Here is an 18,303-nt window from a genome sequence, read left to right as displayed (position 1 = left end):
TCAACTTAGGATGGACGGTGCCCAGCGTACTCTTTACCAATCATTGGAATATCAAAAGCACACGCTTATTGCTTGTGCAGGGGTATCAGAGACCGGAGCTACCAATATGGCCCAAGGCCAAACGATTTCTATTCAGGATGCCTTCAAACTGGCGATGTCGCACTATCAGAAGGGCGAGTTGAAACCGGCGGCCACGTTGTTCTCTGAGATTGTCAAAGCCGCCCCGGCCCATGCGCACGCGCATCAGATGGTCGGCCTCACAGCTTTTCTGGCTGGGCAGGGGGGTGTTGCCGTCAAGGCCATGCGCGAAGCGGTCCGGCTGCAGCCGAACGACGCCGTGTTTTTGGCGAACTTCGTGGAAATCCTACGCTCGGCAGGTGAGTTGGACGAAGCCGTCGAAATCGGTCAACGCGCGATCCGTTTGGCCCCGGGCAATGCCGCGGCGCATTCGAACCTTGGCCTTGTCTACTATGACCAGAAAAACCTGACCGAGGCCGAAGCATCGCAACAACGCGCACTGGCGCTGGACCCCGATTTTGATCGCGCCATCAATAACCTTGGCAGCATCGCTCGAGATAACGGTGACCGCGCAAGGGCTGCAGAATTGTACCGCAAGGCGCTGCGGATCAATCCAGCCTCGACCGAGACTGCCAACAACCTGATTTCCGTTTTGGTTGAGGCCGAGACCCCCTCTGACGCACGCAAAGTGGCCGAGGCGCAGATGCAGCGCACCCCGCAGGATGCGGAATTGCACCGGAACTTTGGCAGGATTTTCCTGCTGGAAAACGATCTGGACAAAGCCGAGGCCGCCTTTCGCAATGCGATTGCGATCAACGGACAAAAGGCCGAAAGCTACGTGGGGCTGGCACAGGTTCTGTTTGAAAAGAACCACCCGAAACTGGCCTTGATCGAGGCCGAAAACGCTGTGCGAATTGACCCGGATTGTGCCGTGGCCTTCCATCATTTGGCAATGGCCAAGGCGCATCTTGGTGATCTGTCTGGCGCCATTGCGAACTATGAAAAAGGGCTGGATCTGAAGCCGGACATGGCAGCAAGTCTGCTGGCGCTGGGGCATCTCGCGCTGGAACAAGGGGATGCCGATAGCGCCCGCGCCCGGTTCGAACAGGCGGCTGAAACCGCCGAGGACAAGCTGGGTGCGCTGCTTGCGCTGTCAAAGATCGACAAAATCACCCCAGACAACCCGGTCTTTCACCAGATGGAAGCCGCTTTGCCCAATGCCGCCAAAATGCTGCCCCAGAAAGCAGCAGCCTATCACTATGCAATGGGCGAATGTTACGAGCAGTTGAAAAGGCACGATGAGGCGTTCGGGCAGTTCGACACCGGCGCCCGGCTAAAGCGGAGCCTTGTGGACTATGATGCGGCAGAAACGGATCAGTTGACGGATGACCTGATCGCCACTTTCGACGGCGCGATGATCGACCGGCTGCGCGGTTGCGCCGTGGACAGTGACCGGCCGATTTTTGTGCTGGGCATGCCGCGTTCGGGCACAACTCTGACCGAGTCCATTCTGGACGCGCATAGCAAAGTCTTTGGTGCAGGTGAACTGAACGACCTGCAAAACCTGTTCAGCCGTATGGATGGCAACACGGCTACGGTGCCGGAAACCGTCAGGGCGCTTTCGAACGACCGGCTGAACCAACGGGCCGAAGACTATATCGAAACGCTGACTGGGCACGCGCGTGCAATGCCTCGCATTGTGGACAAGATGCCTGCGAATTTTCAGTTGCTGGGCCTGATCCACGGCCTGTTCCCGAATGCTAAGATTATTCACGTGGCGCGGAATCCGTTTGACACCTGCCTGTCCTGCTATACGCGCCTGTTCGAACGCAGCCAGTTGCACAGCTATGATCTGGTCGAACTGGGCCGCTATTACAAGAATTACGTGCGCCTCATTAACCACTGGCACAACACGTTGCCCGAGGGCGCGTTTCTGACGGTTCACTACGAAGCGTTGGTCGATGACATCGAGGCCCAGACCAAACGCCTGTTGGACTATTGCGGACTGGACTGGGACAGCAATTGCCTTGACTTTCATGCCCGGAAACGGCGGGTGCGGACTGCCAGCGTTCAGCAGGTGCGCCAGCCGCTTTATACCTCATCCAAGGCGAAATGGCTGAAATATGAGGACCAGCTTAAACCACTGGTCGAGACGATCGGCGATCTTGCGATAGACTTCTGAGCGTTGTTTTCGCCGGTGCCCAAAAAAAGGGGCTGAAGGTCGCGCAAAGTGACAACACACGGGACTTGCGCCCACTGTCACTGTGCAGTTGCATTCTTGTCTAAAACATAGTGCGAAAGGAACATGTTCACGCAGTCTTCCATTATGCCCGAAGTATCCTGACGCTCTCCCAGCAGGTAGACCGGCCAGAAGAAGAACGTCTTAACTAGACCAAGAAGTTGGCTGGCCGCATAGGCGGGGTCGGACTTGCGCATGGTTCCGGCCTCCATCGCCCCTGCGATGAGCTGCGTGATCGGGTAGTCATGCGTCGTCAACTCGGCATAAAACGCTCGTGCGCGGTCAAGATCCCGCAAAAGTTCCGCGTTGACCATGCGGTTCAATCCCAGTGTCTCTTTGTCAGTGATCACCACGACATATTGTTCAAGCGCGTCTATTAACTGTTCTTTCAGGTCACGATCCGAGTCATAGGGGACCGGTGCCATGACGCTGTTTCGCTCGATCATGATCTGGGCGATTGCCTCGAACAGCGCGTCCTTGCTTTCGAAGTGGTTGTATAGCGTTCGGCTTGAAACACCTGCGCGTTTGGCGATTCTTGTCGTGTTGGCGCCATGAAACCCGTATTCGCGGAACTCTTCTACCGCGGCTTCGATGATATTTTGTCTTTTTATTTCAGTCAGTTTCATAAGGCGGTCCACGGGGTGCAACTGCGCGTTATCTGTCATCGCGCATCCGGCATACAATGCGCAAAGCTTTTGATACACCGTTTGGCATCAGCTTGCCACCAAGACTCTTGCAGTGTGTCCGTGATGCGGTAACTGCTTAAACAATTATGATTGTTCGAGAAATCGCAGCGACACTGCCGAGGCTGAATTTGCGGCCTAACACTAGGTGGGGCACCCGCCTGACAACGCCTATTTCAAACGGGTCACGTCACATCCCAACCGTCAGGCCGTCAGTCTTTTCGATTTCAGTTCCTGATAGTGCGGCAGGTGATGAGCGAGATATTCGCGCAACTGTGGTGCAGTTGCGGCTTGTGCTTCGAATTTGTTGATCTGGCGTTGGCGTTCACCTTCTTCGATCGGGCGGATGCCGGACGCTTGGCTTACGTCACCGTGCCATCCTTCGACCTGGCCCCAGTCGCGTGGCACATCGCTTTGCCAGTCAAAGGCGTGATCCGCAGGCCCCAGATCCCACGCGCGCCACAGCCCGCCCATCACGCCAGTAGGGTTGTCCCGCATGTCCTCGGCCGAAATGACTGGCGCCGCCTGACCTGTGGCTGCTGTGATACCGTCATACAGCAACCGCTGCGCTTCCAGGCCGATTTCCTCGTCCGTCACCTCGGGGTCCAGCCGGTGAAACGACGCGATCGAGGCCACCGGATCACGCACCAGAAACCCGTGGGTCAAGCGATTGAGGAACGCCGTGTCCTCAAGAATCCGAGGCAAAACGTAATAAGCCATATCCTTGAAGAACACCGGGCGGGCTTCGGCGCGGGACAGGAGCATGTCACGAATGTCCTCATACCGCGTGGGGTGACCGTCCTGCACATCGAAGTGCGGCATGACACGCTTTTTGCGATGCACGTAATAGTCATACATGAAAGGCTCGTGGGCACAGTCCACATCGCCGCGTTCCCGCATGATCCGTTCCGTCGCCGTGGACATCGAGCGGGGATGAGACCAAAGCACAAATATCGGATGTGACACCATGGGAAGTCCTCAGGTTTTCATACAGTTATTGTCCGGATCGTAAGGCGGGCGGTCAAGGATTTGTGCAATGCGCCGCTGGCCGAGGACCTCGACGCTCAGATCGGTCCGCGCGGCCCGTTCGCGTAGATAGGCCAGCGCCAGTGTCTTGCCAGTACGATGCCCGAACGCGGCTGAGGTGACGATGCCGACAACCCGGTCACCCTGATACACACCATGGGCGTAGTACGGATCGACGTTTGCGGTTGCCACCTCCAGCAGTACCATGTTCCAGCGATCCTCGGCCTGCATCCGTTTGGCCAAGGCGTCCTTGCCGACGAACTCATGATCCATTTTGACCATGCTGCCAGCGCCGGTCTCTACCGGAGTGCGTTCGGTAGTGAAGTCCGCACCCCAGGCGCGATAGCCTTTTTCCAGTCGCATTGCATTCATCGCATAGGCCCCAAAAAAGCCCAGACCATGTGGCTTTCCGGCGTGTTCCACGGCGTCAAACAGGGCAGGCATGTCGTCGGCTTTTACATGCAATTCCCAGCCAAGTTCGCCAACATATGACACTCTCAGTGCCCGAACCGGAATTCCGGCCACGTCAATTTCACGCACGGATAGCCATGGGAAACCGACACCCAGGTCAGCATCGGTAAGCGCCGCCAGCACGTTTCGCGATTTTGGCCCCATCAAGCCGAGCACGCCGAAATCGTCGGTCACGCGGTTGATGGTGACGTCAAAGCCTTCGGCGCGGGCGCGCAGCAGGTCTTCGTCCATCTCTTCCGCCGCTGCGGCCGAAGTCAGGTAGACGTGATCTTCTGCCAGCACTGAGACGGTGAATTCGGACTGCGTGCCGCCTGCAGGAGTCAGGGCATGGGTCAGGCCGATCCGTCCGGGTTTGGGCGTCCGGTTCGCGCCGATACTATCCACAAAAGCACAGGCATCAGGGCCGGTGATGTCGAATTTGGCAAAGATCGACATATCCGCCAGACCAACGCGATTGGCGACAGTGTCACATTCCAGCGCCACACGGTTGAACCAGTTTGACCGGCGGAAGCTTGGTACGGTTTCGTCGCCTTGTTTTGCCGAGAACCAATTGGGCCGTTCCCAGCCATAGGCCGCGCCCATCACAGCGCCTCGGGCAACCATCCGGTCGTGGATCGGCGACAACCTTTTACCGCGCGCTGCGGGGCGTTCTTCGTGCGGGTAATGCACGCCGAATTGCAGGCCGAAACATTCGATGGCTTTCTGCACGCGATAGTCGCGGTCGGCCCAACTGCCGAAGCGGCGGCTGTCCACGGCCAGCGCGTCCATCGGAGGCGCCCCGTGCGTCATACAATGGGACAGGAACCAGCCCGCACCACCACCTTCCATCACGCCCATTGAGGATCCTGTCAGCAGCCAGGCGTTGGGCAACCCATGGGCGGGACCGATCAGCGGGTTGGCGTCGGGCGTGAAAGTGATGGGTCCATTGACGACCGATTTTACTCCACCTGTTTCCAGCGCTGGAATGCGCGCCATCGCCATCATGATGATGTCTTCAACCCGGTCCAGATCGGGCGGCATCAGATCGGCGCCGAAGTCTGGCGGGCAGCCGTCTATTGACCAGGCCTCGGCGTTCTTTTCATACGGGCCTAAGATCAATCCATCACGCTCTTGCCGCACGTACCAGCTTTCTTCCGGGTCGCGGATCATCGGCAGTTCGGGCAGGCCTGCTGCGATCCGGTCCGCAACCGCGCCCACAGTATCGGTCACGAGATACTGGTGCAGCACTGGGACCGAGGGGATGTTCAGCCCCATCATTTGCCCAATTTCCCAACCCCATGTGCCGGCTGCATTGACCAGATGGCGGGCTTGAATGGTGGTCTTTTCGGTCTCGACCACCCAGAACGCGCCCTCGCGTCGGATTGAAGTCACCGGGTTGTAACGCAGGATCGTGGCCCCGTTCCGGCGCGCCACTTGCGCCATTGCATTGGTTGCCAGTGTAGGGTCCACATGGCCGTCATCGGGTTCGTAAATCCCGCCCAGCAGGCCTTCGGTCCGCGCTAGAGGATGCAGACGCTCCACATCGTCAGGTGTCAGCATCTGCAGATCGTAGCCGGTGAAACGGCTCAGCCCAGCCACATGGGCGAACTCATCCATCCGATCCGGGTTCGAGGTAATCCGCATCGCGCCCGAGCGGTGAAAACCGCAGGTGCCGCCGGTCTCCTCCGGCAGAATATCGCGATACAGCCGGACCGAGGTGGCGCGCAGTTCTTGAATGGTCGGGTTGTGGGCAAAATGCGTGCACAGCCCTGCCGCATGCCAGGTTGATCCGTGGGTCAGATCGTTCTTTTCTGTCAGCACCACATCCGACCAACCCGCCTTGGTCAGATGGTACATCAGCGACACCCCCATGGCGCCGCCTCCGATGATCAGGACCTGAGCTTGCGTGACCGTCATGACTTCATCCGTTCGTTCTTTGGGTCAAAAGGCGGGCGCATTAGCGGGACCGCCGGAAAGTGTTTACCAGCCACTTCGATGGTGAAGCTGCGGGCGCAGGTCTGTCGCAGGGTTTCGCCCGGCGTGATTTCAACCAACCCAAGCGCGTAAGTCTTGCGGGTTCGGGCACCCCGCGCGCCCGAAGTGGTGGCACCGACCACGCGATCACCTTCAAGGATCAATTCGTCGTGCAGGATCAGCGGTTTGTCCGGCAGTTCAAAAATCACCGCGCGGCGACGCAGACCCTCGGCCTTTTGTCGCGCCAATGCCTCTTTGCCTAAAAACTCAGTGTCCCACGCAATGGCGAAGCCCAGCCCGGCCTCCAGCGGAGAAATATCAGGGCCAAGATCATGACCCCAATGTTTGAACCCTTTTTCGATCCGGCATCCATCCAGTGCGAAATGGCCCATCGGCCGTGCACCATGCGCGTAAAGCGCATCAAATACCCGCCCGCCTTGTTGAGCGGGTATGTAAAGCTCCCAACCCAATTCCCCTACGTAACTTACCCGCAGTGCACGACAGGGAATACCCGCCACTACAACTTCGCGGGCGGTGGAGAACGAAAACGTCTGCCAGTCGGCGTCAGAAACGGCTGCCAGAACATCCCGCGACCCGGCGCCCATCACGCCGATCACCACTTCGTCTTCGGTGACATCCCGGACCGTCACGTCCAAACCTGCGCCACGGCGCCGGAGCCACGCGAAATCTTTCTGCCGGGTTGCGGCCCCGGACACCATGCGGAAATGATCCGACCCAATACGCAGCACGGTGACGTCGGCCTCAACCCCTCCGCGAGCGTTCAGAAGAGGCGTATAGACCGCGCGTCCGGGGGCAACGTCCAGATCGGCAGTCACCAGATATTGCATCAACACCAGCGCATCCGGACCGATAATGTCAAACTTGCCGAACGGGGAAAGGTCGATCAGAGCCGTGCCGTGCTGCATGATCGCGGCTTCGCGGTGGGCGATCTCCTGCCAGGATTGTTCACCGGTGGAATACGGCAGCGCCCGTTCGCTGTCGTCCTGTGCATACCAAAGCCCACGTTCCCAGCCTGCAGTGAGGCCAAATTCAGCCCCTGCAGTCGCCCATCGGTCGTGCAGGGCTGATTTGCGCAGGCCCCGCCCGGCTTTGGATTGTTTGAACGGCCAGTGCAGTGCAAAGGCGTCGCTGACCGATTCTAGCATCCGGGTTTCGATATGGCTGGCGGCGGCGGTCAGCGGGTCGACGCGCGCCACATCAACCTCCCACAGGTCCATCGGCGCCTCGCCTGCGATCATCCAATCAGCCAACACCCGACCAACACCGGCCGACGACATGACACCCACCGAGTTCATACCCGCCGCCACATACAACCCATCCACCTCGGGGGTCTGGCCGATCAGCGGTCGGGTGTCGTGGGTAAAGCTCTCGGGGCCGTTCATGAAATGCTGGATTCCCGTCTCAGCCAGCGCGGGGATCAATTCCAGGGCACCTTCCATGAAGGGCATGAACTGATCCCAATCCTCGGGCAATTCCAAAAACGGGCGGTCGCCCTCGACGCCGAAGGCATCCCAGCATTTTGCGTTCGGCTCAAAGCCACCAATCACCAGCTTGCCTGCGTCGCCTTTGACGTAAAAACCGCGATCCAGATCGCGCAAAACCGGGTACGGATTGGGTAGCCCCACCATCGGTTCGGTAACCACATACATATGTTCTACAGCCTGCAAGGGCAGGGCCACGCCCGCTGCGTCAGCCAGTTTCTTGGACCAGGCCCCAGCGCACAGTGCTACGCGATCCGCTAACAGCTCTGTCCCGTCAGCCAGAGCGACGCCTTTGATCCGGCCACCCTCGACCAGCAATTGGTCAACCAGCACGCCTTCGCGGATGTTCGCCCCCTTGGCACGTGCGGCCTTGGCGTAGGCCATGCACAGATCCACTGGATTTACATTGGCGTCCTCTTCAACCCGCAACGCGCCGACAAGACCATCCAGATTGAGGTCGGGGATGTCGATCTTGTCGGGGAGAATGATGGATGGCGTCAACCCAAGATGCTGGCCCAGCGACGCAATGCGATGCAGTTCGTCCATTCGGTTGGGATCACGCGCCAGCCAGTACCCGCCGGTCTGACGATACCCGGTGGACAGGCCGCATTCCTCTTCCAGCTTGGGAAAAAGCGTTCCGGCATACATCGCTAAGTGGGTCATGTTCGGTGTCGCGCGCAGCGGGCCGACAATTCCGGCCGCGTGCCAACTGGTGCCCGAGGTCAGCTGATTACGCTCAAGAACCTGCACATCCGTCGCCCCGGCCGAGACCAGATGGTAGGCCAGGCTCAGCCCGATCGCGCCGCCGCCGATGATGATGGTTCCCGCCATGAATGGCACTCCTCAGTCTTGTCGCCCATGTTCTTCGCGACATGAATGGGATCAAGTGCCACCTATCATCATAACTACAACTAATGATAAGCAGAGCTTGCACCGTTCCTGCCCAAGCCCTTTACCGCAATCGGCTGCGAATATTGAGGAAAAAGAAAAAAATGACGCGCAATGAGGCTGAAATCAATCTGTTCCGGGCTATTGAGGTGTTCATGGCCGTCGCAGAAATGCGGCATGTGACAGCGGCGGCCCGTGCTTTGGGGATCACTCAGTCGGCGGCATCGCAGCATCTGAAAAATCTTGAAAGCGCCTTTGGCGTAACCCTGATTGATCGTTCTCATAGACCGCTGGGGCTGACCCATGCGGGTGAGGCGATGCAGCGGCACGGGTATCGCATCCTCAACGAAATCGAAGACCTGAAATCGGACCTGCGCCACCTGAAGGCTGCCACGTTGCCGGTGCTGCGTGTGGGGCTTCTTGCTTCGACCGCCACAACCCTCACCCCGGGATTATTCGCCTTTGTCGAACACGAGTTGAGGGTACCGGAACTGATCCTGTCGGCTGGCTTGGCCAGCGACCACCAAAGCGCGCTGACCGCGCGGAAGATCGACATTGCGGTAACCTCGGAACTGTTCGTGATGAGCGACGACTACGACACCTATCCCGTTATGGAAGAACCGTTTTTTCTGGTATTGCCCGAAGGTTACGACGGCCCTGAGGACGATATACACGCCATTTCCGAACGTCTGTCGTTGGTGCGGTTCGGGGCGCTTACCCCGGTGGGCCGACGCACAGATCAGCATCTGCAACGCTGCCGCCTGAACCTGCCCCGCGCGATTGAGGCGGACCGGTCCTCGATGGTGGTGGCCGGTGTGGTGACTGGTAAATGTTTCGCGATCCTGACGCCCTCACTGTTGATCGACGGCGTGGCCGAAGGCATGCCGCTGCGCATTGTGCCGTTGCCGTTTTCCAGCTTCAAACGCGGCGTGCAGGTGGTGTCTCGCAAGGAAGATCTGGGCGATATCCCGGCGCGTCTGGCCCATCAATGTGCCGATATTCTTTGCACGCATTTCAAACACCGCTTTCCGGACATCGCAGATCAGATCACATACTTCACCGGCACTAATCCCAATCATTAGGATTTCCGATCAAACGCCTCTCCCCCTGTTCGCGACCCGTTTCCGATGCATAGTCAGGGGACCGGCACGAACTTTCGCGCCGTATCCAACAGGAATTGGGGAGGCACCAGATGTCACGTCGTTCAGGCCGCAAATCGCGCGTTCAGGCGCGGGCTGCCAAAGGGGCGCTGTCCTCTCCCTACGTGACGCGCCGCATTGGGCTGGTCAGCCTGATCGACGACGAAGCTATTGCCATTATTGAACGCAATGCCGACCGGATTCTGGACGAGATCGGCATGGAATTCCGCGGTGACCCGGATACACTTGACGTGTTCAAGACCCATGGCGCGCGGGTCGAGGGTGAGCGGGTGCGGTTCGATCCCGGCTGGTGCCGCGACAAGATCAAAACCGCGCCATCTGTTTTTACCCAACACGCCCGCAACCCGGCCCGGTCCATTCAGATTGGCGGGCAAGCGCAGGTCTATGCGCCCAGTTTTGGTCCGCCCTTCGTGCATGACATGGAAAACGGGCGGCGCTACGCCACGCTGGAAGACTTTAAGAACATCACGAAACTGCACCATCAACTGGGCGCTGTTAACCATTCCGGCGGCGTGGTGGTGGAACCGGTCGATGTTTCCGTGCCGATACGACACCTGCACATGGCCCACACCCATCTGACCATGAACGACAAGCCCTTTATGGGGGCCGTGACTGCGCCTGAGCGCGCCCGCGACACGATCGAAATGTGCAAGATTGTCATGGGCGCTGACTTCGTCGACCAAAACTGCGTGCTCTATTCGGTGGTCAACACCAACGCGCCCTTGGTGATGGATGAGACCATGCTGTGGGCGCTGAAGGAATATGCGCGGGCCGGGCAGTGCACGGTGGTTTCTCCGTTCGTGCTGGGCGGAGCGATGTCGCCGGTTTCGGTGGCTGCGACGCTTGCGCAGGTCTTGGCCGAGGTGATGGCCTCGGTCGCGTTGATCCAGCTCATCCGTCCCGGTGCCCCGGCTGCTTTTGGGACATTCTTTTCACCCATATCACTCAAGACCGGAGCGCCGACATTCGGCACGCCCGAAGGCACTCAGTTCCAGATGTGTGCCAAAGCGCTGGCGGATCGTTTGGGTCTGCCCTTCCATTCGGTCGGGGGGTTGACTGCCGCCAAAGTGCCGGACGCTCAGGCGGGATACGAAAGCCAGGCGCAGTTGATGGGTGCCGCGCTGGCCGGAGTGAATTTCATCATCCACGCCACGGGTTGCCTCGAAGGGTTGCTGACCACTGGCTACGAAAAAATCGTCATGGACGCCGATCGCTGCGCGGCGATGCAGCGCTTTGTTCAGGGCGTCGATTTCTCGGAAAGCGCGCAGGCGATGGAAGCCTTTTCAGAGGTGGAACCGGGTGGCCATTTCCTTGGTGCGCAGCATACGCAGGACAATTTCGAAACCGCTTTCTGGATGGGCGACATGTCCGACAATGGCACCTACGAGCAATGGGCTGCCGAGGGTGCCCATTGGCAGCATGACCGCGCCACTGCCCGGGTAAAGCAGTTGATCGAAGACTACGAAGCCCCGGCCCTGGACGCCGATATCCGCGAAGCCCTTGATGAATTCGTCGCCCGCCGCAGCCGGGAAATCGAAGGAGAACAGCCATGAACATGCAAACCGACTGGACCCTGAACGACACCGCCCGGCGGCGCGATAGCTATTACGCCGCAAGCCAACGCAAATTCGTTCCGTTCAAAGAGCCGATGGTCTTCAAGAAGGGCTCCATGCAGTACCTCTGGGACGTTGAGGGGCGCAAATATACCGACCTACTGGGCATGAATGTCTGCATCTCGGTCGGGCATAGCCACCCCAAGGTGGTCGCCGCGGCGATGGAGCAGGCGCAGGAGCTGACCCATTGCACCACAATGTTCTACCACCCGGTGCCCGCGCATTTCGCCGAGGAGCTGGCTGCAACCATGCCCAACCCAAGCGGTGACATCGAATGGGTGGTGCATTTTACCAATTCCGGTTCCGAGGCGGTTGACCTCGCCATGACCATGGCGCGCAGCTATACCGGTAATCTGGACCTGCTGGCGTTGCGTTCGGCCTACCATGGACCGACGGCTGCGGCTCAGTCGATCACCGGTATTTCGGGCTGGCGCCATCCGGGGATGCCGGGCAACGTCGCCTTTGTGCCTGACCCGCATCAATATCGAGGCATCTTTGGCGAAAACGCTGGTGCGCAGCCCTATCTGGACGAGATCGAGCGCACCATACACGCCGCCACAACCGGAAGCGTCGCCGGGATTTTCGTAGAAAGCGTGCAGGGTTATGGCGGCATCGTCGAAATGCCTAAGGGGTATATGACAGGTGCCGCCGAACGGGTGCGGGCGGCCGGTGGTCTCTATATTGCGGATGAGGTGCAATCCGGGTTCGGGCGCACCGGGGATCACATGTGGGGTTTTGAGGCCGATGGCGTTATCCCGGATATCGTGGTCATGGCTAAGGGCATCGGTAACGGTTTCCCACTGGGCGCGGTTGTCGCGCGCAAGGAAATCGCAGCCCCTATGGCCGACAAGTTCATGTTCCACACTTACGGCGCCAATCCGACCTCTTGCGCGGCGGGCCGTGCCGTTCTGCAGGTGATCAAAGAGGACAAGGTACGCGAAAATGCCCGCGACGTTGGGGCCGCCTTACTGAAGCGCCTGCACGCGTTGAAGGACAAGTACCCAGTCATCGGCGATGTGCGCGGTCGCGGCCTGATGCTGGCTGTTGAGATGGTCAAGGACCGCAAGACCAAAGAGCCTGACCCGCAGACTACTGCCGCCGTTTTCGAGGCCACGCGCGAAACCGGGATCATCCTGTCGAAATCGGGCGCGTTCCAATCCTGCTTGCGCATGGTGCCGCCGATGTGCCTGTCGATGGAGGATGTCGATCACGTGGCGGATGGTCTGGATCAGGCCTTTAGCCGCGCCACGGGTTAACGCCTGAAAGAGAAGGAGCCAGCCGGCGCAGCTGGCTCTGTACTCAAAATGGGTTAGCTTAGCCCCGCAGGACTTTACCCGCTGCGTCAAAGGGTGGCTCGTGCAGGATTACCGCCTTGTGCGAGCGCCCGAGGACCATAACCTCAACCTCATCCCCCGGCTGGGCGTTCTTGACGTAACCTAAGGCCAGCGACATGCCGACGGTGTAGCCATAGGTGCCGGACGTCACGCGCCCGATGCCTGCGCCATCCATGAAGATCGGCTCGCCACCGGTTGCGTCCGCGTTCGAGGCAGTGACGTCGGCCTCGTCCAGATGCAGCAGGACCAACTGTTCGCGCGCTGGGTTTTCCAGAACCTTTTGTGCGGCCTCTTTGTTTAGGAAGTCTTTCTCAAACTTGCAGAGACGCTCCAGACCAACCTCATGCGGCCAGTATTCGGGGCTGTATTCGCGGCTCCACGAGCCATAGCCCTTTTCGACCCGCATCGACATCAGTGCACGGCTGCCGACTGGGCCAGCACCGAACTCTTTGCCGGCCTCGATCAGCGCGTCATACAAACGGGCCTGATCTTCGGTGGGGCAATGCAGTTCCCAACCCAGGTCACCAGTGAAGGACACACGAAGGGCCAGAACCTCGACGCCAGCCAGTTCGATCTTGGCCGATCGCATGAACGGGAAATTCTCGGTCGCCAGTGAAGCGTTGGTCAGGCGCTGCAGGATTTCGCGCGATTTCGGGCCAGCGACGTTGAAGCCGCACATCGCTTCGGTCTTGCTTTCGAAGCTGGTGCCTTCGGGCAGCGGGACCTGCTTAAAGAACCGCTTGTGGTAGCGTTCTGCCATGCCCGAGCCGATGATCCAGAACTCGTCCTCGGCCACACACGTGACGGTGAAGTCACCTGCGATACCGCCCCGCTTGGAAATCAGCGGTGTCAGGCAGGAGCGGCCAACCGCCTTGGGCATATTGTTGGCGAAAACAGCATTCAGCCAGTCTGCGGCACCCGGACCTTTGCAGATGTATTTGGCAAAGTTCGAGATATCGATGACTCCCGCGCGCTCACGCAGCATCTTGCATTCTTCGCCCACCGGCCCCCACCAGTTCTGACGGGTGAAGCCGTTGGCATCTACGGTGCCCGGCGCATCTGCGAACCACAGCGGATGTTCCCAGCCGACGTTCAGGCCAAAGACCGCGCCCATGGCTTTCTGGGTCTCGTAGATCGGGCGCACGCGTGCGGGACGACCTGCACTGCGTTCTTCGTTCGGGAAGTGGATAGCAAAGCGGTGCGCGTACTGGTCTTGCACTTTGGCCTTGGTGAATTCCTTGGTGGCCCAGGTGTCGAACCGCGCCATGTCCCAGGCGAACATGTCGTATTCGGTCTCGCCCTCGATGATCCACTGTGCCGCCATCAGGCCCATACCACCGGATTGCGAAAAGCCGGGGATGATGCCGTTACAGCAGAAATAGCCGTCCACTTCGGGGACTGGGCCCATCAGAACGTTCGAATCCGGCGACCAGATCATCGGGCCGTTGATGACCCGCTTGATCCCGGCCTCACCCACGGCGGGCAGACGCTCAATCGCGTTCATCATGTTTTCTTCGATGCGCTCAAGGTCATCGGGGAACAGGTCGTGCGCGAAGTCCAGCGGAGTGCCTTCTTCGGCCCAGAACTTCATGTCCTTCTCATAGGCGCCGACCAACAGGCCCTGACCTTCTTGACGCAGATAGTATTCGCCATCGCGATCCGAGACCGAAGGCAGGCGAGTGCCGTGCGACTCCACATCGGTCATGGTTTCGGTCACGAAATACTGATGTTCGGTCGGCTGCAGCGGCAGATCGATCCCGGCCAGTTTGGCAACTTCACGGCCCCACAGGCCAGCAGCGTTCACCACCCAAGGCGTCTTGATATCGCCTTTGGGCGTTTTGACGATCCAGGTGCCATCGGCCTGCTGTTCGGTCGCGGTAACTGGGGTAAAGCGGTGGATTTCGGCACCGCGCTGGCGCGCACCGACCGCATAAGCGTTGGTCACACCCGAGGGGTCGACATTGCCGCCATCGGGTTCGAACATCACGCAGCGGATGCCTTCGTAGTTGACCAGCGGGTTCAGCTTTTGCGCTTCCTCGATGCTGATTTCATAGAAGTTCATGCCATAAAGCTTGGCCTTGGCCGCCTGCAGCTTGAGCTGATGCTCGCGCTCTTCGGTCTGGGCCAAATACAGCGAGCCGGGTTGGAACACGCCGCAGCTTTGGCCTGTTTCCTCCTCAAGAGAGTTGTACAGGTTCATCGTATAGTGCTGGATACGGCTGATATTGGTGCTGTCATGCAGCCCGTGAATGTTCGCCGCCGCATGCCAGGTTGAGCCAGAGGTCAACTCATCCCGTTCCAACAGAACAACATCCGACCATCCTAGTTTAGTCAAATGATACAGGATCGAGCACCCAATTACACCGCCGCCGATGACTACGGCCTGAGCTTCTGTTCGCATTTTGCTATCTCGCGCGTTTTCGTGTCGTTGGTTTTCTTTCACAAACGGTGGTCCAACGACAACGTCCACAAAATTCAAGCTAAGGTGAGATTAGTTAAACCCATTAGGTGGAAAGCAGTCAGGGACACTGCCTGAAGCGCAGTGTCCCACCGCTGTTTCAAAACTCCAGACGATGTGCCCGACCGCGTTCAAATAGTTTTTGATTCAACTCATCCGCTTCGGGTGCGCCGTATTCTAGCGCAAAGACGAAGGCATGGGTCAGATAGAAACAGGCCGCGTCGTGATCCTGACGCAGTTCGGCCTGCTTTGACGCCTCGTGATAGAGGCGGATCAGGGCAGGCACATCGTAGTCCGCATGTGCCTGCAGCAGTTGCTTATCCAGTTCGACCAGATCCACGGTCAGCCTTTCAGCGAGATCGCAATGTTTTTGGTGCGAACATAGTTATACAGCGCCTCAAGCCCTTTTTCACGCCCGAACCCCGATTTGCCGACGCCCCCAAACGGGGTCGAGACGCCACCAGCGAACCATTCGTTCACAAAGACCTGACCGGCCCGCAGTTTGCGCGACACCCGATGCGCCCGCGCCAGATCGCGGGTGAAGATGCCGGCGACCAGCCCGAATTCGGTGCCATTGGCCATTGCTACAGCTTCTGCCTCGGTATCGAAGGGAGTGAAGCAGGTGACGGGGCCAAAGACCTCTTCCTGCGCTACCCGGCTTGCGGGGTCGACATCGGCCAGAATGGTCGGCGCCATGAAATAGCCCTTGCGGTCCAATCGTGCACCCCCCGCAGCAACGCGGGCACCGTCCTGACGAGCGGTCGAGGTGATCTCTTCGACGCTTTGCAATTGGCGGGCAGAGATGACCGGCGTGTGATCGGGGTTTTCCAGACCGTGGCCAACGCTCAGGCCGTTGGCCAGGTCTGCGGCACGTTCCACCGCCTGATCATAAATTGACCGATGTACCAGCACCCGCGCCATGGCCGAGCAAACTTGACCCGCATTGTAGAAAATTCCGCTTTGCAGGCTGGACATCAGCGTATCCAGATCTGCATCGTCAAAGGCCACCGCCGCGGACTTGCCGCCCAGCTCCATCAGTGAGGGAATCACATTGTTCGCCGCGGACCGAAGGATGCGTTGCCCTGTGGGCACCGAACCGGTGAATACAATCTGATCAACCTGCGAGCTTGCCACCAGCTTGGCGCCAATATCGGGACCTATGCCGTTCAGGATCGACACCGCACCTTTGGGAACGTCCGCGCGTTCCAGCGCAACACCCAGCATGGCCAAGCCAAGTGGGTCCAGTTCGGGCGACTTGATGATGGTCGAGTTGCCAGCGGCCATGGACGGGGCCAGCGACCGGCCCGCGATCGAAACAGGGAAGTTCCACGGAACGATCTGCGCCGAAACCCCAAAGGGTTCAAAAACGGTATAGTCGGCGTAATCCGGGCCTAGCGGGATCGACTTGCCTTCTATCTTGTCGGCAACACCGCCGTAGTATTCGAAGTACTGGGCCGCCTCGATGAACTCATCCTTTGCGGCTTCCAATGTCTTGCCGCTTTCGCGGCAAAGCAACTCCGCGCCTTCATCCGCAATGCTACGGATTTCTTCTGCTATACGGATCATCAACCGACCGCGTTCCGCCGGTTTCATATCGGCCAGATCGCCCCGTTCGAACGAAGCACGGGCGGCGTCCAGCGCCTTGCCAACCGATTCTTCACCAGCTCGGGCGCAATCTGCGACGTGATCCTCGTTGCCGGGGTCTTCGACAGCAATGGACGCACCTTTTTCGCCGTCGACCCACGACCCGGCCAGAAAGTTTCTGGCCAGACCGCCCTTCAGAAATTCGCTCATGCTTCCGCGCGACCTTTTTCGATCTGGGTCGCAATCCAATGGTGGAAGCAGTGCGTCGGCCCGTCCATCGCGGGCGAGAAGCGACCACCGTCGAATAGCACACCATGACGGCCTTTCTGCATACCTTCCACAACGAACACGTCTTCTTCGAATACGGTTTTCCACAGCTGCGAGTTCTCGGCGCGCAGGGGTTCATGCTCGGGCGCGTCTTCGGGCTTTTTCGCGTAGTACAGCTCGATATGCTCGATGGTTTTTTCGTGGGTCACGGGTTCCAGAATAAAGGCAAAGCCGTGGTCCCGCTGAACACCCAGCATCACGTTCGGGTAGACAACGATGTACTCCGCGCCTTCGTTCCACTTGTCGCTAAGGCCTTCGAAATCGTCCAGCTTTTCGCCGTCCTGACCTTCAAACTGGCGATAAACCAGCGTGCCCTGACCCGAATATTTACCAAGCTCGTTGATGTTGTAGTGGTCTTCCAGACGCGAATAGCTGTTCAGGCCGGGGTGGACCCAAGGAAGGTGGTAGCTTTCGCAGAAGTTTTCGACGGCCAGTTTCCAGTTCGAGTCCAGATCAAGACGTACGGATGCACCGGCGCCGCCGTGGTACATCGGCTGTTCGAACTCTTTCCAGCGTTCCATCAACTCGCCGTGAACCTCTTCGAATTCCGAGGCGTTGCCGTCTACGTTCACGAAGACAACGTCGCGCCAGACATAGGACCGGATGCGAAACAAGCCCAGTTGAGCGAAGTCCAGATCTTCATGGGTGTTTTGGCCGGGGCCGCCAACATGCGGGGCAGTGCGCAGCTCGCCGTTAAGGCCATAGCACCAGCTGTGGTAGGGGCAGCGGATTGCACCGCGGATTTTCTGAGGCTTGTCGACCAGGATCATGCCACGGTGACGGCAGGTGTTCTGGAACACGCCGATCTCGCCATTGCGGTCACGGACCATCAGGATGGGCATACCCAGAAAGTCGACCGGTTTTGCGTCGCCCGTTTCGGGGATGTCCTTGCCAAACCCGATACCGGACCAGTTGGCAAACAAGACGGACTCCCGTTCCTCGGCAAAAACGGCGGGGTCGATATAATGCTCGTTCGGCAGTCCCTTGGCTGTATTTACCGGGGTCAGAACGGACGAAAGCGAAGCATGCTTGTTCATCGGTCTCTCC

12 protein-coding genes are annotated in these 18,303 nt (G+C 59.1%); 4 read left to right on the top strand and 8 right to left on the bottom strand.

Features of this window, described 5'->3' with window-relative positions:
* Nucleotides 1-106: 106 nt before the first annotated feature.
* Nucleotides 107-2,200: a sulfotransferase gene (locus ACXAGD_RS21635; protein ID WP_475213942.1), complete on the top strand. Its 2,094-nt coding sequence runs from the start codon at nt 107-109 to the stop codon at nt 2,198-2,200.
* A 77-nt stretch (nt 2,201-2,277) separates the two neighbouring features.
* On the opposite strand, the gene ACXAGD_RS21630 is transcribed toward ACXAGD_RS21635, so the two are convergent.
* The 4 genes from ACXAGD_RS21630 to ACXAGD_RS21615 all read right to left on the bottom strand — a co-directional run bounded on the left by ACXAGD_RS21630 (nt 2,278) and on the right by ACXAGD_RS21615 (nt 8,723).
* Nucleotides 2,278-2,922: a TetR/AcrR family transcriptional regulator gene (locus ACXAGD_RS21630; RefSeq protein WP_475213940.1), complete on the bottom strand. Its 645-nt coding sequence runs from the start codon at nt 2,920-2,922 to the stop codon at nt 2,278-2,280.
* A 222-nt stretch (nt 2,923-3,144) separates the two neighbouring features.
* Entirely contained in the window at nt 3,145-3,909 is a 765-nt protein-coding gene (locus ACXAGD_RS21625; RefSeq protein WP_475213938.1) for a sulfotransferase-like domain-containing protein, read from the bottom strand.
* 9 nt (nt 3,910-3,918) lie between these two features.
* Nucleotides 3,919-6,333: a GcvT family protein gene (locus ACXAGD_RS21620; RefSeq protein ID WP_475213936.1), complete on the bottom strand. Its 2,415-nt coding sequence runs from the start codon at nt 6,331-6,333 to the stop codon at nt 3,919-3,921.
* Entirely contained in the window at nt 6,330-8,723 is a 2,394-nt protein-coding gene (locus ACXAGD_RS21615; protein WP_475213935.1) for a GcvT family protein, read from the bottom strand. Before ACXAGD_RS21615 ends, ACXAGD_RS21620 begins: the two co-directional genes overlap by 4 nt.
* Nucleotides 8,724-8,884: 161 nt before the next feature.
* On the opposite strand from ACXAGD_RS21615, the gene ACXAGD_RS21610 reads away from it, so the two are divergent.
* The 3 genes from ACXAGD_RS21610 to ACXAGD_RS21600 all read left to right on the top strand — a co-directional run bounded on the left by ACXAGD_RS21610 (nt 8,885) and on the right by ACXAGD_RS21600 (nt 12,809).
* Complete coding sequence (locus ACXAGD_RS21610; RefSeq protein ID WP_475213932.1) at nt 8,885-9,862, top strand: LysR family transcriptional regulator; 978 nt, start codon at nt 8,885-8,887, stop codon at nt 9,860-9,862.
* Nucleotides 9,863-9,972: 110 nt separating this feature from the next.
* Entirely contained in the window at nt 9,973-11,493 is a 1,521-nt protein-coding gene (locus ACXAGD_RS21605) for a trimethylamine methyltransferase family protein (protein ID WP_475213930.1), read from the top strand.
* Nucleotides 11,490-12,809: an aspartate aminotransferase family protein gene (locus ACXAGD_RS21600; protein WP_475213928.1), complete on the top strand. Its 1,320-nt coding sequence runs from the start codon at nt 11,490-11,492 to the stop codon at nt 12,807-12,809. Before ACXAGD_RS21605 ends, ACXAGD_RS21600 begins: the two co-directional genes overlap by 4 nt.
* A gap of 58 nt (nt 12,810-12,867) precedes the next feature.
* On the opposite strand, the gene ACXAGD_RS21595 is transcribed toward ACXAGD_RS21600, so the two are convergent.
* From ACXAGD_RS21595 to ACXAGD_RS21580, 4 genes are all read right to left on the bottom strand, one after another.
* A complete protein-coding gene (locus ACXAGD_RS21595; protein ID WP_475213925.1) occupies nt 12,868-15,288 on the bottom strand; it encodes a GcvT family protein in 2,421 nt (806 codons plus the stop codon).
* 157 nt (nt 15,289-15,445) lie between these two features.
* The gene (locus ACXAGD_RS21590; protein ID WP_475213923.1) at nt 15,446-15,685 is read right to left on the bottom strand and encodes a hypothetical protein; all 240 of its coding nucleotides are present in this window, start codon (nt 15,683-15,685) and stop codon (nt 15,446-15,448) included.
* Between the two features lie 2 nt (nt 15,686-15,687).
* Entirely contained in the window at nt 15,688-17,139 is a 1,452-nt protein-coding gene (locus tag ACXAGD_RS21585) for an aldehyde dehydrogenase family protein (protein ID WP_475213921.1), read from the bottom strand.
* Nucleotides 17,136-18,293, bottom strand: coding sequence for an aromatic ring-hydroxylating oxygenase subunit alpha (locus ACXAGD_RS21580; protein ID WP_475213919.1), 1,158 nt, complete (start codon nt 18,291-18,293; stop codon nt 17,136-17,138). Before ACXAGD_RS21580 ends, ACXAGD_RS21585 begins: the two co-directional genes overlap by 4 nt.
* Nucleotides 18,294-18,303: the final 10 nt, after the last annotated feature.

It is taken from the genome of Ruegeria sp. ABF4_144, from assembly GCF_056160045.1.
The sequence above is the reverse complement of the archived record's forward strand: the minus strand, read 5'-3'. Positions and strand labels throughout refer to the sequence as shown.

What these genes read in the sequence shown, in the direction of transcription:
- ACXAGD_RS21635 (WP_475213942.1), top strand. Translation starts at nt 107, where the DNA reads ATGGCCCAAGGCCAAACGATTTCTATTCAGGATGCCTTCAAACTGGCG.
- ACXAGD_RS21630 (WP_475213940.1), bottom strand. Translation starts at nt 2,922, where the DNA reads ATGACAGATAACGCGCAGTTGCACCCCGTGGACCGCCTTATGAAACTG.
- ACXAGD_RS21625 (WP_475213938.1), bottom strand. Translation starts at nt 3,909, where the DNA reads ATGGTGTCACATCCGATATTTGTGCTTTGGTCTCATCCCCGCTCGATG.
- ACXAGD_RS21620 (WP_475213936.1), bottom strand. Translation starts at nt 6,333, where the DNA reads ATGACGGTCACGCAAGCTCAGGTCCTGATCATCGGAGGCGGCGCCATG.
- ACXAGD_RS21615 (WP_475213935.1), bottom strand. Translation starts at nt 8,723, where the DNA reads ATGGCGGGAACCATCATCATCGGCGGCGGCGCGATCGGGCTGAGCCTG.
- ACXAGD_RS21610 (WP_475213932.1), top strand. Translation starts at nt 8,885, where the DNA reads ATGACGCGCAATGAGGCTGAAATCAATCTGTTCCGGGCTATTGAGGTG.
- ACXAGD_RS21605 (WP_475213930.1), top strand. Translation starts at nt 9,973, where the DNA reads ATGTCACGTCGTTCAGGCCGCAAATCGCGCGTTCAGGCGCGGGCTGCC.
- ACXAGD_RS21600 (WP_475213928.1), top strand. Translation starts at nt 11,490, where the DNA reads ATGAACATGCAAACCGACTGGACCCTGAACGACACCGCCCGGCGGCGC.
- ACXAGD_RS21595 (WP_475213925.1), bottom strand. Translation starts at nt 15,288, where the DNA reads ATGCGAACAGAAGCTCAGGCCGTAGTCATCGGCGGCGGTGTAATTGGG.
- ACXAGD_RS21585 (WP_475213921.1), bottom strand. Translation starts at nt 17,139, where the DNA reads ATGAGCGAATTTCTGAAGGGCGGTCTGGCCAGAAACTTTCTGGCCGGG.
- ACXAGD_RS21580 (WP_475213919.1), bottom strand. Translation starts at nt 18,293, where the DNA reads ATGAACAAGCATGCTTCGCTTTCGTCCGTTCTGACCCCGGTAAATACA.